Source organism: Pseudomonas sp. QC2 (assembly GCF_002859085.1).
GTDB classification, from domain to species: Bacteria; Pseudomonadota; Gammaproteobacteria; order Pseudomonadales; family Pseudomonadaceae; genus Aquipseudomonas; species Aquipseudomonas petroselini.
In genome coordinates, this window is record NZ_PKKS01000018.1 from 120,764 (window position 1) to 135,299 (window position 14,536).

Sequence of the window (14,536 nt, forward strand, 5' to 3'; positions counted from 1 at the left end):
TATCGCAGGCAAGCCAGCCCCACACAAGCTCGCTCCTACAGGGGATCAGCGGTGTGGCTTAGAGCTTGATCCAGGTCGACTTCAGCTCGGTGTACTTGTCGAACGCATGCAGCGACTTGTCGCGACCGTTACCCGATTGCTTGAAGCCACCAAACGGCGCAGTCATGTCGCCGCCGTCATATTGGTTGACCCACACGCTACCGGCGCGCAGGGCCTTGGCGGTCAGGTGCGCCTTGGAGATATCGGCTGTCCACACGGCGGCGGCCAAGCCATAGACGGTGTCGTTGGCGATCTTGACCGCTTCCTCGGCGCTGTCGAAGGTGATCACCGACAGGACGGGACCAAAGATCTCTTCCTGGGCGATCTTCATCGCATTGGTCACGCCGTCGAAAATCGTCGGCTCGACATAAGTACCGCCGGTTTCTTCCAAGGTGCGCTTGCCACCGGCGACCAACTTGGCGCCATCGGCATGCCCGGCTTCGATGTACGAGAGCACGGTGTTCATCTGCTGGGTGTCCACCAACGCGCCGACGTTAGTGGCCGGGTCCAGCGGGTTGCCTGGCTTCCAGCCCTTGAGGGCCTCGATCACCAGTGGCAGGAATTTATCCTTGATGGAACGCTCCACCAGCAGGCGCGAACCGGCGGTGCAGACTTCGCCCTGGTTGAAGGCGATAGCGCCGGCGGCGGACTCGGCGGCGGCTTGCAGGTCCGGTGCATCGGCAAACACGATGTTGGGGCTCTTGCCGCCCGCTTCCAGCCATACACGCTTCATGTTCGACTCGCCGGAGCGGATCAACAGTTGCTTGGCGATCTTGGTCGAACCGGTGAACACCAGGGTGTCGACGTCCATGTGCAGCGCCAGCGCGTTGCCCACGGTGTGGCCGTAGCCCGGCAGCACGTTGAACACACCTTTTGGAATACCGGCCTCAACGGCCAGGGCCGCGATACGGATGGCGGTCAGTGGGGATTTTTCGGACGGTTTGAGGATCACCGAGTTACCGGTGGACAGCGCCGGGCCGAGTTTCCAGCAGGCCATCATCAGTGGGAAGTTCCACGGCACGATGGCGCCGACGACGCCGACCGGCTCACGGGTCACCAGGCCCAGTTGGTCGTGCGGAGTGGCGGCGACTTCGTCGTAGATTTTGTCGATGGCTTCGCCGCTCCAGCTCAGGGCATTCGCCGCGCCGGGTACGTCGATGTTCAGGGAGTCGCTGATCGGCTTGCCCATGTCCAGGGTTTCAAGCAGCGCCAGCTCTTCGGCATTGGCCTTGAGCAACGCGGCGAAACGGATCATGGTGGCTTTGCGTTTGGCCGGCGCCAGGCGCGACCACACACCGGAGTTGAACGTGGCACGCGCGTTTTCAACGGCGCGCTGGGCGTCGACGGCGTCACAGCTGGCAACAGTGGCCAGCAGGCGACCATCGACCGGGCTGATGCACTCGAAGGTGTCACCGGAAACAGCGGCGGTGTACTCGCCATTAATGTAGGCGCGGCCTTCGATCTTCAGATCCTTGGCGCGTTGTTCCCAGTCGGCACGGGTCAGGGTGGTCATGCGAGTGTCCTCCTCTTATGGAATACAAGGGCCAGGCGATGTGCCCCGGCAGCCTCAAAGAATGCGTGCCCCGCCAGCCAGCTGTTCGGCTCAAGGCAGCTGCCACCCTAAACCAGCGGCTGGGGATGTTTCAATATATTTGACATAACGTAGGAAAACGCCCTTGCGATGTTCATTTTAATAAACATAGACTTTGGGCTCTCCAACCGCAGGCCAGACGGGACACGCACATGAGCATCCAGGACATCGTCGACTTCAGCCAAGCCAGCACCGCCCCAGACCGCTACCGCCCCGCCGCCGAAAAAATCCTCAAGGGTGATCCCGAGCAAACGATCTACAACCACTACAACAGCCCGTGCGGCCAGATGAGCGCCGGGGTGTGGGAAGGTGAGGTCGGGCAATGGAAGGTCAACTACACCGAGCATGAGTACTGCGAGATTGTGCAAGGTGTGTCCGTGCTACGTGATGCCGACGGCAATGCCAAGACCTTGCGCGCGGGTGATCGCTTCGTGATCCCCGCCGGCTTCAGCGGCACCTGGGAAGTGCTGGAGCCTTGCCGCAAGATCTACGTGGTGTTCGAACAGAAAGCCTGACCGGCAAATCGCAGGCAAAAAAAAGCCCGGATCGTGAGATACGGGCTTTTTTTCACAAGGAGGAAAATCAATTACTTGATTTTGCCTTCTTTGTAGATCACGTGCTTGCGAACGCGCGGGTCGAACATTTTCTTTTCGAGCTTGTCCGGGGTAGTACGCTTGTTCTTGTCGGTAGTGTAGAAGTGACCAGTACCGGCGCTAGAGATCATTCGAATCAATTCACGCATGATAGAGCTCCTTAGATCTTGCCAGCGGCACGGATTTCGGCCAGCACGACAGTGATGCCACGCTTGTCGATAATGCGCATGCCTTTAGCGGATACGCGCAGACGGACGAAACGTTTCTCTTCTTCAACCCAGAAGCGGTGATGCTGCAGGTTCGGCAGGAAACGACGACGGGTTTTGTTATTTGCGTGGGAAATGTTATTCCCAGTCACCGGACCCTTACCGGTAACTTGACAGACTCTCGACATGCCTCAGCCCTCTAAAACCACATGCCCAACCCGGCATGGGTTGGCCGCTTAATCTCTCAGTCATTTGGCGCCAGGCGCCGCGTTTCTTTAGGGTCTTACCGGCTACACCTACAAGCGAAGGAACCGGGCCCCTAGAAAAGAGCGCTGCTTTATACCAGAAAGACCCCAGTGCAACAACAGCCCGCGTGTTTTTACTGGCGTAAATCTTGGCGACAGACGCCTGAACCGCTGCCAGGAGGGGCCGCTGTCATAGCCGACCGCTCGTCGCACAGAATGATTTACAGCGCGCGCGAACACCGTGAAGTGCTCGACGAAACGCGATGAGGCGCCATCAAAACAGCATTTGGGGCAAAAGCACAGCCAAAAATGGGCTAGTCATTTACCTATCAGACCACTACGGTAGGACTTTTCCAGACTGCACTCGCAGATGGGCCTTCGATCTGCAAAGGAAACCGAACATGCGCCTCGCTGCCCTACCGCTATTGCTAGCCCCTCTATTCATCGCCCCGCTGGCCTCTGCCGCCAGCAATTTGAGCGTCTGCACCGAGGCCAGCCCCGAAGGGTTCGATGTGGTGCAATACAACTCGCTGACCACCACCAACGCCTCGGCCGATGTGCTGATGAACCGCTTGGTGGACTATGACGCGACCAGCGGCAAACTGGTGCCCAGCCTGGCAGACAGTTGGGACGTCTCGCCGGATGGCCTGACCTATACCTTCAAGCTGCACCCGGATGTGAAATTCCATCGCACCGATTACTTCACCCCAAGCCGCACCCTGACCGCCGAAGACGTGCGCTTCAGCTTCGAGCGCATGCTCGACCCGGCCAACCCATGGCACAAGATCGCCCAGAGTGGCTTCCCCCACGCGCAGTCGCTGCAACTGCCGACGCTGGTGAAGAAAATCGACGCCCTCGACCCGCTCACCGTGAGCTTCACCCTGGACCATGCCGACTCCACCTTCCTCGCCGCCCTGAGCATGGGTTTTGCCTCGATCTACCCGGCGGAATACGCCGATAAACTGCTCAAGGCTGGCACGCCGGAAAAGCTCAACAGCCAACCGATCGGCACCGGTCCGTTCATCTTCAGCCGTTTCCAGAAAGACGCCGTGGTGCGTTACAAAGCCAACCCGGACTACTTCGCCGGCAAACCGGCTGTGGATAACTTGATCTTCGCCATCACCCCGGACGCCAACGTGCGCCTGCAGAAGCTGCACCGTGATGAATGCCAGATTGCCCTGTCGCCCAAGCCGCTGGACGTGGGCGAGGCCGAAAAAGACCCGGCGCTCAAGGTCGAGAAAACCGCTGCCTTCATGACCGCCTTCGTGGCCATCAACAGCCAGCACCCGCCCCTGGACAAACCTGAAGTGCGCCAGGCGATCAACCTGGCCTTCGACAAGGGCAGCTACCTCAAAGCCGTGTTTGAAGGGACCGCCGAGGCCGCCAATGGCCCTTACCCGCCCAACACCTGGAGCTACGCCAAGGACTTGCCCGGTTACCCGCAGGACCTTGCCAAGGCCAAGGCACTGCTGGATCGCGCCGGTCTGAAGGAGGGTTTCAAGACCACCCTCTGGACCCGCCCCACCGGCAGCCTGCTGAACCCCAACCCGAACCTCGGTGCCCAACTGCTGCAGGCTGACCTGGCCAAGGTCGGCATCCAGGCCGAGATCCGTGTGATCGAATGGGGCGAGCTGATCCGCCGCGCCAAAGCCGGCGAACACGACCTGCTGTTCATGGGCTGGGCCGGCGACAACGGTGACCCGGATAACTTCCTGACCCCGCAGTTCTCGTGCGCGGCAGTGAAATCCGGCACCAACTTCGCCCGCTACTGCGACCCAACGCTGGACAAGCTGATCAGCGCCGGCAAGACCACCAGCGAGCAAGGGGTGCGCAGCAAGCTCTACCAGCAGGCCCAGGCGCAGATCCAGCAGCAGGCACTGTGGCTGCCGCTCGCGCACCCTACGGCGTTTGCCCTGGCTCGGAAGAATGTCGAGGGCTACCAGGTGAGCCCATTCGGGCGCCAGGATTTCTCGAAGGTCAGCGTCAAGCCCTAAGCTGCACGCTGCAAGCCCACTTGAGGCTTGCAGCTTCACCCGTTCATTTGCTGCCTCTACAGCCACCCATATTCCGCCATCGACAACGGGTCGCCGTCCCCTACGATGATGTGATCGAGGACTCGCACATCCACCACTTCCAAGGCCTTTTGCAGCAACTTGGTCAATTTTCGATCAGCTGCGCTCGGCTCAAGGCTGCCGGAAGGATGGTTATGGCAAAGGATCAGCGCCGCCGCATTATAGGCCAGGGCGCGCTTGACCACCTGCCGGGGGTAAACCATCGCCGCGTCGATGGTGCCTTGGGACAAGGCCTCGAAACCCAGCACCCTGTGCCTTGAATCAAGGAACAGACAGCCGAAGATTTCGTGGGGCTCGTGCCGCAGCATGGCTTTGAGGTAATCGCGCACGGCCTTCGGGCTCTCCAGCACCGAGTCATGTCGCAGGCGTTCGGCCATGTGCCGCTTGGCCATTTCCAGTACCGCCTGCAACTGGGCAAACTTCGCCGGCCCCAAGCCCAATTGTTGGTTGAACAGTGCCTGACTGGCCTCCAACAACGGGCGCAAGCCGCCGAATTGCGCCAACAGATGGCGCGCCAGGTCCACTGCGCTCCTGCCGGAAACCCCTGTACGCAAGAAGATCGCCAGCAGCTCGGCATCCGACAGACTCGCCGCGCCCCATTCCAAAAGCTTTTCTCGCGGCCGCTCCGCCGCCGGCCAATCGCGAATACTCATCCCTGCTCCCTCTCCCTATACGCCATGTGCACCGCTGTTGACTCGCGGACGCTGTGTTATCGTAGGCCCTCTTTTTTGCATGTGATTTCCCCTGGGGAGGGGGCATCGCAGGCGTCACTGAACTGGCATCACTGAACTGGAAAGGCAAACCAATGCAGCGTCTGTATCGGAAACGCATCGTTCTCGGCGTTGGCGGCGGCATTGCCGCCTACAAGAGCGCAGAGCTGGTCCGCAGGCTCCTGGACCAGGGCGCCGAAGTGCGCGTGGTCATGACGCGCGGCGGCAGTGAGTTCATTACTCCACTGACCATGCAGGCGTTGTCCGGGCACCCGGTTCACCTGGACCTGCTGGACCCCGCGGCCGAAGCCGCCATGGGCCATATCGAGCTGGCCAAATGGGCCGACCTGGTGCTGATCGCCCCGGCCACCGCCGACCTGATCGCGCGACTGGCCCAAGGCATTGCCGATGACCTGCTGACCACCCTGGTACTGGCCACCGACGCCACCGTCGCCATCGCCCCGGCCATGAACCAGGCCATGTGGCGCGACCCGGCCACCCAGGCCAACACTCAACTCCTGCAAAGCCGTGGCCTCAAGGTGTTCGGCCCGGCATCCGGCAGCCAAGCCTGCGGCGACGTCGGCATGGGCCGGATGCTCGAAGCCACCGACCTGGCGCTGTGCGCCGCCGAGTGCTTCCAGCACCTGGCCCTGACCGGCAAGCACGTGCTGATCACCGCCGGCCCGACCCAGGAAAACATCGACCCGGTGCGCTACATCACCAACCATAGCTCAGGAAAAATGGGCTTCGCCTTGGCCGAAGCGGCGGTCGAGGCAGGCGCACGTGTCACCTTGATCACCGGCCCGGTGCATTTGCCGACCCCTGATCGGGTGACGCGAATCGACGTAGTCAGCGCCCGCGACATGCTGGCGGCCTGTGAGGCCGCTATTCCGTGCGACCTGTTTATCGCCTCGGCAGCGGTTGCGGACTACCGCCCGGAAGTCGTCGCCCCGCAAAAACTCAAGAAAGACCCTACAAGCGGTGATGGCCTGCTCCTGCAAATGGTGCGCAACCCAGACATCCTGGCCACCATCGCCACGCGTCCGGACCGTCCGTTCAGTGTCGGCTTCGCCGCCGAGACTGAGCATTTGCTGGATTACGCCGCACGCAAATTGAAAGACAAAAACCTCGACCTGATCGTGGCCAATGATGTCGCCAACCCGAGCATCGGCTTCAACAGCGAGGAAAACGCCTGCAGCGTGATCGACCGCGAGCTGCACGCCACCCTTTTCGCCCAGACCAGCAAGGGCAAGATTGCCCGCCAACTGATCTCTTTTATCGCCCAACGGCTGAACCAGGTTTAATTTCCATGCACGCTTTGCAAGCCAAGATCCTCGATCCACGCATCGGCAACGAATTCCCACTGCCGGCCTACGCCACACCGGGCTCCGCCGGCCTCGACCTGCGCGCCATGCTCAAGGAAGACACCGTGCTTGAGCCGGGCCAGACCCTGCTGATTCCGACCGGCCTGTCGATCTACGTTGGCGACCCTGGCTTGGCGGCGCTGATCCTGCCGCGCTCCGGCCTGGGCCACAAACACGGCATCGTGCTGGGCAACCTGGTGGGCCTGATCGACTCGGACTACCAGGGCGAGCTGATGGTGTCGTGCTGGAACCGTGGCCAGACCGCGTTCAACATCGCCGTCGGCGAGCGAATCGCCCAGCTGGTACTGGTACCGGTGGTGCAGGCGCACTTTGAACTGGTAGAAGAGTTTGATGAGACCCAGCGTGGCGCAGGCGGCTTTGGGCATTCCGGCAGTCACTGACTAAGCTGAATCTGGCCGGGCGTCGTTGCCCGGCCCGACGCCACCGCAAGGCTTTTCAGGACGAAGAATGCGCGGACTTTATCAGCGATATTTCCCCATAGAAATCAATGCATTACGTAAGCAGCAGGACAAAGCCAGCACGCTGCTGGCACTTTTGCACCACGAACTCTCTGCCGAAAACACCGTCATACCCTTCAGTTTGAGCCTGCCGGTCAGCCACATTAAGGCCAGCCTTGCCCCCTTCAGATGGAGTTTCCCCCCGCGATGAGTACCGCAGCCCGAGTAGTCCCGACATTCCCCGACAGCATCTTTCGCGCCTACGACATCCGTGGCGTGGTGCCTAAGACGCTGACTGCCGAAACCGCCTACTGGATTGGCCGCGCCATCGGCTCACAGAGCCTGGCCCAGGATGAGCCCAATGTGTCGGTCGGCCGTGACGGTCGCCTGTCCGGCCCGGAGTTGGTGGAACAACTGATCCAGGGCCTGGCCGACAGCGGTTGCCATGTGAGTGATGTCGGCCTGGTGCCGACCCCAGCGCTGTACTACGCAGCCAACGTACTGGCCGGCAAGTCCGGGGTGATGCTCACGGGCAGCCATAACCCATCGGACTACAACGGCTTCAAGATCGTTATCGCTGGCGACACCCTGGCCAACGAACAGATCCAGGCCCTGCACAACCGCCTGAAAACCAACGACCTGACCAGCGGTAAGGGCACCATCACCAAAGTCGACATCTTGCAGCGCTACTCTGACGAAATCACCCGTGACGTCAAACTTGAGCGCCGCCTGAAAGTGGTGGTGGACTGCGGCAACGGCGCGGCCGGCGTGATCGCCCCGCAGCTGCTCGGAGCCCTGAACTGCGAAGTGATCCCCTTGTTCTGCGAGGTCGACGGCAACTTCCCCAACCACCACCCGGATCCGGGCAAGCCTGAAAACCTGGTTGACCTGATCGCCAAGGTCAAGGAAACCGGGGCTGACGTCGGCCTGGCCTTTGACGGCGACGGCGACCGCGTGGGGGTGGTGACTGAAACCGGTGAAATCGTATTCCCGGACCGCCTGCTGATGCTGTTTGCCCGCGACGTGGTAGCGCGTAACCCAGGCGCCGAGATCATCTTCGACGTGAAGTGCACCCGCCGCCTCACGCCGCTGATCAAGGAATACGGTGGTCGCCCGCTAATGTGGAAGACCGGTCACTCGTTGATCAAAAAGAAAATGAAAGAAACCGGCGCGCTGTTGGCCGGCGAAATGAGTGGTCACGTGTTCTTCAAGGAGCGCTGGTTCGGCTTTGACGACGGCATTTACAGTGCCGCACGCTTGCTGGAGATCCTCAGCAAGGAAAAATCCACCGCCGAAGAGCTGTTCCAGACCTTCCCGAACGATATTTCTACGCCAGAGATCAATATCCATGTGACCGAGGAGAGCAAATTCAGCATCATTGACGCACTGCACGATGCGCAATGGGGCGAAGGCGCCAACCTGACCACCATTGATGGTGTGCGAGTCGATTACGCCAAAGGCTGGGGCCTGGTTCGCGCGTCCAACACCACACCGGTGCTGGTCCTGCGTTTCGAGGCGGATACCGAGGCTGAGTTGCAGCGCATCAAGGACGTGTTCCACGCCCAGTTGAAACGTGTTGCCCCTGATCTCCAATTACCGTTCTGATTTTTTACCGGAGCCCTGAATGACCCTCGAACGCGAAGCCGCTGCCAATACCGCCAAGGTCCTTTCCGAAGCGTTGCCTTACATTCGACGCTACGTCGGCAAGACGCTGGTGATCAAGTACGGCGGCAATGCCATGGAAAGCGACGAGCTGAAAACCGGCTTTGCCCGCGACATCGTGTTGATGAAAGCCGTGGGGATCAACCCGGTAGTTGTCCACGGTGGCGGCCCGCAAATCGGCGACCTGCTCAAGCGTTTGTCGATCGAGAGTCACTTCATCGATGGCATGCGCGTCACTGACGCGCAGACCATGGACGTGGTGGAGATGGTCCTCGGCGGCCAGGTCAACAAGGACATCGTCAACCTGATCAACCGCCACGGCGGCAGCGCCATCGGCCTGACCGGCAAGGATGCGGAGCTGATCCGTGCGAAAAAACTGACCGTGACCCGTCAGACGCCGGAAATGACCCAGCCGGAAATCATCGACATCGGCCAGGTAGGCGAAGTGATCGGTATCAATACCGACCTGCTGAACCTGCTGGTCAAGGGCGACTTCATTCCCGTGATCGCACCGATCGGCGTGGGCGCCAATGGCGAGTCCTACAACATTAACGCCGACTTGGTAGCCGGCAAGGTGGCTGAAGCGCTGAAGGCTGAAAAGCTGATGCTGCTGACCAACATCGCCGGCTTGATGGACAAGGAAGGCAAGGTATTGACCGGCCTGACGACCCAACAGGTCGACGAGCTGATCGCCGACGGCACCATCTACGGTGGCATGCTGCCGAAGATCCGTTGCGCGCTGGAAGCGGTGCAAGGCGGCGTGGGCAGCTCGTTGATCCTCGACGGCCGGGTGCCGAATGCGATCCTGCTGGAAATCTTCACCGATACCGGTGTGGGCACCCTGATCAGTAACCGCAAGCGTCCTTAAACGCCACACACAAAAAGGCCCTGCTCAATCTGATTGAGCAGGGCTTTTTTATACAGGCGATTAACTTGAGCCTTGCGGTGATCCAAATGTGGGAGGGGGCTTGCTCCCGATAGCGGTGGGTCAGTGCTGAAAAATACCAACTGATACACCGCCATCGGGAGCAAGCCCCCTCCCACACTAGCCCTCACACACAAGGGGGCTCTGTGTCAGACGCCGAACTGCTCGCGGTATGCACGCACCGCCGGCAAATGCTGCTTGAGCTGCGGGTCATCTTCCAGGAACTGCAGCACCTGGTTCAGCGACACGATGCTCACCACCGGAATACCGAAATCACGCTCCACTTCCTGGATCGCCGACAACTCACCGTTGCCACGTTCCTGGCGGTTCAGCGCGATCAACACGCCGGCAGCTTTGGCGCCGTCCTGGGAGGCGATGATCTGCATCACCTCACGGATGGCGGTGCCAGCGGTGATCACGTCGTCGATGATCAGCACGTCGCCGGTCAGCGGTGCGCCCACCAGGCTCCCGCCTTCGCCATGGGCCTTGGCCTCCTTGCGGTTGAAGCACCACGGCAGGTCCTGCCCGTGATGTTCAGCCAGGGCCACGGCTGTCGCGGCGGCCAGGGGAATGCCCTTGTAGGCTGGGCCAAACAACACATCAAAGGAAATACCGCTTTCAACGATGGCTGCCGCATAGAAACGACCCAGCTGAGCCAGGGCCGAACCGGAGTTGAACAAGCCCGCATTGAAGAAGTACGGGCTGGTGCGCCCGGACTTGAGGGTGAACTCACCGAAGCGCAAAACGCCGCGATCGATGGCAAAACGAATGAAATCGCGTTGATACGCCTGCATGAAAAAAGCCTCAGATACCACGGATTTAGCTAATTAGGTAGACGGCGTGTATCATACACGCACGCGATTTTTGGGGCCATTTATGCGGATCATCAGTGTGAACGTTAATGGTATTCAGGCTGCAGTCGAGCGTGGTTTGCTCAGTTGGCTGCAAGCCCAGAATGCCGACGTCATCTGCCTGCAGGATACCCGCGCCTCCGCCTTTGAACTGGACGACCCAGCCTTCCAACTGGATGGCTACTTCCTTTATGCCTGCGATGCCGAAGTGCCCACCCAAGGTGGCGTGGCTTTGTATTCGCGGTTGCAACCCAAGGCGGTCATCAGCGGCCTCGGCTTCGAGACAGCCGACCGCTACGGGCGCTACCTGCAAGCCGATTTCGATAAGGTCAGCATCGCGACCTTGCTGCTCCCTTCGGGGCAGAACGGCGATGAAGACTTGAACCAGAAGTTCAAGCTAATGGACGATTTCGCCCGTTACCTGGACAAACAGCGGCGCAAACGTCGCGAGTACATTTATTGTGGCTCGCTGTACGTGGCGCAACAGAAGCTGGATATCAAGAACTGGCGCGACAGCCAGCAATCTCCAGGCTTCCTGGCGCCGGAACGCGCCTGGATGGACGAGATTGTCGGCAACATGGGCTATGTCGACGCGCTGCGCGAAGTCAGCCGCGAAGGCGACCAGTACAGCTGGTGGCCGGATAACGAACAGGCTGAGATGCTCAACCTGGGCTGGCGTTTCGACTACCAGTTGCTGACCCCCGGCCTGCGCCGGTTCGTTCGCAGCGCACGCCTGCCGCGCCAGCCACGCTTCTCGCAGCACGCGCCGCTGATCGTGGACTACGACTGGACATTGACCATCTGAGGTCTTTTTCCAGGCACAAAAAAACCGACATCGCTGTCGGTTTTTTTGTGCCTGTTCATTATTTGATCACGCGCCAAGTCAGCGGATAGCGATAGGCGATCCCCTTGTTGGCCTTGATGCTACCAATGATGGTCAGCACCACCGTGGCGATCGCCAGGGCGAACATCAGGAAAAAGCCAATCACCGCGAAGGCCAGCACGATGCAAGCTATCCAGGCGATGGCCACGGTGATCTGGAAGTTCAGGGCTTCCTTGCCCTGATCATCAATGAACGGGTCCACTTCTTTCTTCATCTGCCACAGGATCAGCGGCCCCACGACACTGCCGAAGGGGAACACAAACCCCAGAAACGCCGCGAGATGGCACAACATTGCCCCCTGGCGCACTTCGTAGGAAGGCGTAGGCACTGGCATCTGGTTGTCATTCATGGCGTTTCTCCTTGAGGCCGACTCAGTCAGCCAGGGCGGCGTTCTGCAGTTCGAAAATCTCGGTCATGCCTTTCTGGGCCAGGGCCAGCATGGCGTTCAGGTCGGCCGGCTGGAATGGCGCACCTTCGGCAGTGCCCTGCACTTCGATGAAACCACCGGTGCTGGTCATGACCACGTTCAGGTCGGTCTCGGCGGCCGAGTCTTCCAGGTAGTCCAGGTCCAGCACTGGCTCGCCCTGGTACATGCCTACCGATACGGCAGCGATCATCTGCTTGAGCGGGTCGCCCGCTTTCAGGCCGCCGCGCTTCTTGATCACTTTCAGTGCGTCGACCAAGGCCACCATGGCGCCGGTGATGGACGCGGTACGGGTGCCGCCGTCGGCCTGGATCACATCGCAGTCGACGTAGAGGGTCACGTCGCCCAGCTTGGACATGTCCAGGGCTGCGCGCAGGGAACGGCCGATCAAACGCTGGATTTCCAGGGTGCGACCGCCTTGCTTGCCACGGCTGGCTTCACGCTGGTTACGCTCGCCGGTGGCGCGCGGCAGCATGCCGTACTCGGCGGTCAACCAACCCTGGCCCTGGCCTTTAAGGAACCGCGGTACGCCGTTTTCAACGCTGACGGTGCAGATAACCTTGGTATCGCCAAACTCGACCAGTACAGACCCCTCGGCGTGTTTGGTGTAGTTGCGGGTGATGCGGATCGAGCGGAGCTGATCGGCAGCGCGACCACTTGGACGTTTCATAGGGAGACACCTGTACTGAGGACGAAAAACTGCCGAGCATTATAGAGCCGTGAACCGGTTCGGGGCACTGCTAAAAAATCCGGTTACGAATGCTCGGTTTGGGCGCGCTCCTCCCACTGCGCTACAATCCTGCGCCTTCTTAACCATCAGCCCGTGTTTGCGGGACTGCAACGCGAGGTACCTCCATGGTGCACAGCATGACCGCCTTCGCACGCGTCGAAAAAGCCGGCGTACAAGGCACCCTGAGCTGGGAACTGCGCTCGGTCAACAGCCGCTACCTGGAGCCGCACCTGCGCCTGCCGGAGTCATTCCGCGACCTCGAAGGCGCCGTGCGTGAAGCGCTGCGCCAGGGCATTTCCCGCGGCAAGCTGGAATGCACCCTGCGCTTTACCGAAGAAACCACCGGCAAGCCGCTGCAGGTCGACCGCGACCGTGCCGCGCAACTGGTGGCCGCCGCTGAAACCATCGCTGGCCTGATCAAGCAGCCGGCCGCGCTCAACCCTCTGGAAGTGCTGGCCTGGCCCGGTGTACTGGTGGCCGACGCCACCGACCCGCAGGCCCTCAATGCCGAAGCCCTGGCCCTGTTCAACCAGGGCCTCAAGGAGCTCAAGGCCGGCCGCGAGCGCGAAGGCGCCGAGCTGGCACGCCTGATCAACGAGCGCCTGACCTCCATCGAAGAAGACGTGGTCACCCTGCGTGAGCTGGTCCCGCAGATGCTTGCCACCCAGCGCCAGAAGGTGCTCGACCGCTTCGCCGACATGAAGGCCGACCTTGACCCGACACGCCTGGAGCAGGAAATGGTCCTGCTGGCGCAGAAGAGCGACGTCGCCGAAGAACTCGACCGCCTGAGCACCCACATCCTTGAAGTGCGCCGCGTGCTCAAGTCCGGCGGTGCCGCCGGTCGGCGCCTGGACTTCTTGATGCAGGAACTCAACCGCGAAGCCAATACACTGGGCTCCAAGGCTTTCGATCCGCGCAGCACCACGGCGGCGGTCAACCTCAAAGTGTTGATCGAGCAGATGCGCGAACAAGTACAGAATATTGAGTAAGGCAACCTCCATGACCCACAGCACCGGCACCCTTTACATCATTTCCGCCCCTTCGGGCGCGGGCAAGAGCAGCCTGGTCAAGGCCCTGACCGACGCTGACGAGCAGATCCGCATCTCGGTCTCCCACACCACCCGCGCCATGCGCCCGGGTGAGGTGAACGGCGTGCACTATCACTTCGTCGAGCGCACCGAGTTCGTCAAGATGATCGAACATGGCGACTTCCTCGAGCGCGCCGAAGTGTTCGGCAACCTCTACGGCACGTCGCAGAGCCACTTGCAGCAGACTCTGGACGAAGGCCACGACCTGATCCTGGAAATCGACTGGCAGGGCGCCGAACAAGTGCGCCAGTTGATGCCCAAGGCGCGTTCGATCTTCATCCTGCCGCCGTCCCTGGAGGCGTTGCACCAGCGCTTGACCAACCGTGGCCAGGACAGTGACGAGATCATCGAAGGCCGCATGCGTGAAGCCGTCAGCGAAATGAGCCACTACGTCGACTACGACTACCTGATCATCAACGACGATTTTGCCCATGCACTGGATGATTTGAAGGCGATTTTCCGCACCAATCAGCTCCAGCAAAAACGCCAACAGCAGCGTTTCGGCAAATTACTCGCCGAATTGCTCGGCTGATTGGCTCTTCCCAAAACCGCTGCAAGGGCTTTACATTGGCGCTTGTAGCGGTTTTGCGAGGGCCTGCGAAAAATCAGCGCTTCCCTAAACGCTGGTGATTTTTTAAACTGTTTAGTCCGCTCGCCCAACCGGGCAGCGCGCATCTTGCATTCGCTCCGAGGAA

General features: G+C 60.6%; 16 protein-coding genes and 1 pseudogene. 10 read left to right on the plus strand and 7 right to left on the minus strand.

The features are described from left to right. Positions 1 to 58: 58 nt before the first annotated feature. Positions 59 to 1,552 (minus strand): aldehyde dehydrogenase, encoded by a 1,494-nt coding sequence (locus QCBJ_RS16515; RefSeq protein ID WP_015886526.1) that lies wholly within the window; start codon positions 1,550 to 1,552, stop codon positions 59 to 61. A 230-nt stretch (positions 1,553 to 1,782) separates the two neighbouring features. On the opposite strand from QCBJ_RS16515, the gene QCBJ_RS16520 reads away from it, so the two are divergent. After that, entirely contained in the window at positions 1,783 to 2,145 is a 363-nt protein-coding gene (locus tag QCBJ_RS16520) for a cupin domain-containing protein (protein ID WP_015886527.1), read from the plus strand. Positions 2,146 to 2,216: 71 nt separating this feature from the next. Here QCBJ_RS16520 and rpmG read toward each other — a convergent pair whose 3' ends face one another. After that, entirely contained in the window at positions 2,217 to 2,372 is a 156-nt protein-coding gene (gene rpmG, locus QCBJ_RS16525; RefSeq protein ID WP_003176906.1) for a 50S ribosomal protein L33, read from the minus strand. A gap of 11 nt (positions 2,373 to 2,383) precedes the next feature. Then, on the minus strand, positions 2,384 to 2,617 hold the full coding sequence (rpmB, locus tag QCBJ_RS16530) for a 50S ribosomal protein L28 (RefSeq protein WP_003176907.1): 234 nt from the start codon (positions 2,615 to 2,617) through the stop codon (positions 2,384 to 2,386). 458 nt (positions 2,618 to 3,075) lie between these two features. Here rpmB and QCBJ_RS16535 point away from each other — a divergent pair, with 458 nt between their 5' ends. Next, positions 3,076 to 4,668, plus strand: coding sequence for an ABC transporter substrate-binding protein (locus QCBJ_RS16535; protein ID WP_102061205.1), 1,593 nt, complete (start codon positions 3,076 to 3,078; stop codon positions 4,666 to 4,668). 56 nt (positions 4,669 to 4,724) lie between these two features. On the opposite strand, the gene radC is transcribed toward QCBJ_RS16535, so the two are convergent. After that, complete coding sequence (gene radC / locus QCBJ_RS16540; protein WP_015886529.1) at positions 4,725 to 5,399, minus strand: DNA repair protein RadC; 675 nt, start codon at positions 5,397 to 5,399, stop codon at positions 4,725 to 4,727. A 152-nt stretch (positions 5,400 to 5,551) separates the two neighbouring features. On the opposite strand from radC, the gene coaBC reads away from it, so the two are divergent. The 5 genes and pseudogenes from coaBC (at position 5,552) to argB (ending at position 9,808) form a co-directional block, all read left to right on the plus strand. Further along, positions 5,552 to 6,760 carry a bifunctional phosphopantothenoylcysteine decarboxylase/phosphopantothenate--cysteine ligase CoaBC gene (gene coaBC, locus QCBJ_RS16545; RefSeq protein ID WP_015886530.1) on the plus strand — a complete coding sequence of 403 codons (1,209 nt, stop codon included), beginning with the start codon at positions 5,552 to 5,554 and terminating at the stop codon, positions 6,758 to 6,760. 5 nt (positions 6,761 to 6,765) lie between these two features. Then, positions 6,766 to 7,221 carry a dUTP diphosphatase gene (gene dut / locus QCBJ_RS16550; protein WP_010207501.1) on the plus strand — a complete coding sequence of 152 codons (456 nt, stop codon included), beginning with the start codon at positions 6,766 to 6,768 and terminating at the stop codon, positions 7,219 to 7,221. A 67-nt stretch (positions 7,222 to 7,288) separates the two neighbouring features. Further along, positions 7,289 to 7,489: a hypothetical protein gene (locus tag QCBJ_RS16555; protein ID WP_102061206.1), complete on the plus strand. Its 201-nt coding sequence runs from the start codon at positions 7,289 to 7,291 to the stop codon at positions 7,487 to 7,489. Beyond that, positions 7,462 to 8,883 (plus strand): annotated as a pseudogene (locus QCBJ_RS16560) (phosphomannomutase/phosphoglucomutase); the annotation flags it as partial. The gene QCBJ_RS16555 and the pseudogene QCBJ_RS16560, both read left to right, overlap by 28 nt. Before the next feature lie 19 nt (positions 8,884 to 8,902). After that, on the plus strand, positions 8,903 to 9,808 hold the full coding sequence (argB, locus tag QCBJ_RS16565; protein WP_015886532.1) for an acetylglutamate kinase: 906 nt from the start codon (positions 8,903 to 8,905) through the stop codon (positions 9,806 to 9,808). A 206-nt stretch (positions 9,809 to 10,014) separates the two neighbouring features. On the opposite strand, the gene pyrE is transcribed toward argB, so the two are convergent. Continuing rightward, positions 10,015 to 10,659, minus strand: a complete 645-nt coding sequence (pyrE, locus tag QCBJ_RS16575; RefSeq protein WP_003195489.1) for an orotate phosphoribosyltransferase — start codon at positions 10,657 to 10,659, stop codon at positions 10,015 to 10,017. Positions 10,660 to 10,741: 82 nt separating this feature from the next. Between pyrE and QCBJ_RS16580 the strand changes: the two genes are divergently transcribed. Continuing rightward, positions 10,742 to 11,521, plus strand: coding sequence for an exodeoxyribonuclease III (locus QCBJ_RS16580; protein WP_003195493.1), 780 nt, complete (start codon positions 10,742 to 10,744; stop codon positions 11,519 to 11,521). Positions 11,522 to 11,579: 58 nt separating this feature from the next. Here QCBJ_RS16580 and QCBJ_RS16585 read toward each other — a convergent pair whose 3' ends face one another. Together QCBJ_RS16585 and rph are read right to left on the minus strand one after the other, a co-directional pair. Next, complete coding sequence (locus QCBJ_RS16585; RefSeq protein WP_046034853.1) at positions 11,580 to 11,948, minus strand: DUF4870 domain-containing protein; 369 nt, start codon at positions 11,946 to 11,948, stop codon at positions 11,580 to 11,582. 22 nt (positions 11,949 to 11,970) lie between these two features. Further along, on the minus strand, positions 11,971 to 12,693 hold the full coding sequence (rph, locus tag QCBJ_RS16590; protein WP_010207511.1) for a ribonuclease PH: 723 nt from the start codon (positions 12,691 to 12,693) through the stop codon (positions 11,971 to 11,973). A gap of 185 nt (positions 12,694 to 12,878) precedes the next feature. Here rph and QCBJ_RS16595 point away from each other — a divergent pair, with 185 nt between their 5' ends. After that, entirely contained in the window at positions 12,879 to 13,742 is an 864-nt protein-coding gene (locus QCBJ_RS16595) for a YicC/YloC family endoribonuclease (protein ID WP_064053246.1), read from the plus strand. 10 nt (positions 13,743 to 13,752) lie between these two features. Continuing rightward, positions 13,753 to 14,373 (plus strand): guanylate kinase, encoded by a 621-nt coding sequence (gene gmk, locus QCBJ_RS16600; RefSeq protein WP_010168203.1) that lies wholly within the window; start codon positions 13,753 to 13,755, stop codon positions 14,371 to 14,373. The last annotated feature ends 163 nt before the right edge of the window (positions 14,374 to 14,536 follow it).

Coding starts and splice junctions, on each gene's coding strand:
- QCBJ_RS16515 (WP_015886526.1), bottom strand. CDS start 1,552: ATGACCACCCTGACCCGTGCCGACTGGGAACAACGCGCCAAGGATCTG.
- QCBJ_RS16520 (WP_015886527.1), top strand. CDS start 1,783: ATGAGCATCCAGGACATCGTCGACTTCAGCCAAGCCAGCACCGCCCCA.
- rpmG (WP_003176906.1), bottom strand. CDS start 2,372: ATGCGTGAATTGATTCGAATGATCTCTAGCGCCGGTACTGGTCACTTC.
- rpmB (WP_003176907.1), bottom strand. CDS start 2,617: ATGTCGAGAGTCTGTCAAGTTACCGGTAAGGGTCCGGTGACTGGGAAT.
- QCBJ_RS16535 (WP_102061205.1), top strand. CDS start 3,076: ATGCGCCTCGCTGCCCTACCGCTATTGCTAGCCCCTCTATTCATCGCC.
- radC (WP_015886529.1), bottom strand. CDS start 5,399: ATGAGTATTCGCGATTGGCCGGCGGCGGAGCGGCCGCGAGAAAAGCTT.
- coaBC (WP_015886530.1), top strand. CDS start 5,552: ATGCAGCGTCTGTATCGGAAACGCATCGTTCTCGGCGTTGGCGGCGGC.
- dut (WP_010207501.1), top strand. CDS start 6,766: ATGCACGCTTTGCAAGCCAAGATCCTCGATCCACGCATCGGCAACGAA.
- QCBJ_RS16555 (WP_102061206.1), top strand. CDS start 7,289: ATGCGCGGACTTTATCAGCGATATTTCCCCATAGAAATCAATGCATTA.
- argB (WP_015886532.1), top strand. CDS start 8,903: ATGACCCTCGAACGCGAAGCCGCTGCCAATACCGCCAAGGTCCTTTCC.
- pyrE (WP_003195489.1), bottom strand. CDS start 10,659: ATGCAGGCGTATCAACGCGATTTCATTCGTTTTGCCATCGATCGCGGC.
- QCBJ_RS16580 (WP_003195493.1), top strand. CDS start 10,742: ATGCGGATCATCAGTGTGAACGTTAATGGTATTCAGGCTGCAGTCGAG.
- QCBJ_RS16585 (WP_046034853.1), bottom strand. CDS start 11,948: ATGAATGACAACCAGATGCCAGTGCCTACGCCTTCCTACGAAGTGCGC.
- rph (WP_010207511.1), bottom strand. CDS start 12,693: ATGAAACGTCCAAGTGGTCGCGCTGCCGATCAGCTCCGCTCGATCCGC.
- QCBJ_RS16595 (WP_064053246.1), top strand. CDS start 12,879: ATGGTGCACAGCATGACCGCCTTCGCACGCGTCGAAAAAGCCGGCGTA.
- gmk (WP_010168203.1), top strand. CDS start 13,753: ATGACCCACAGCACCGGCACCCTTTACATCATTTCCGCCCCTTCGGGC.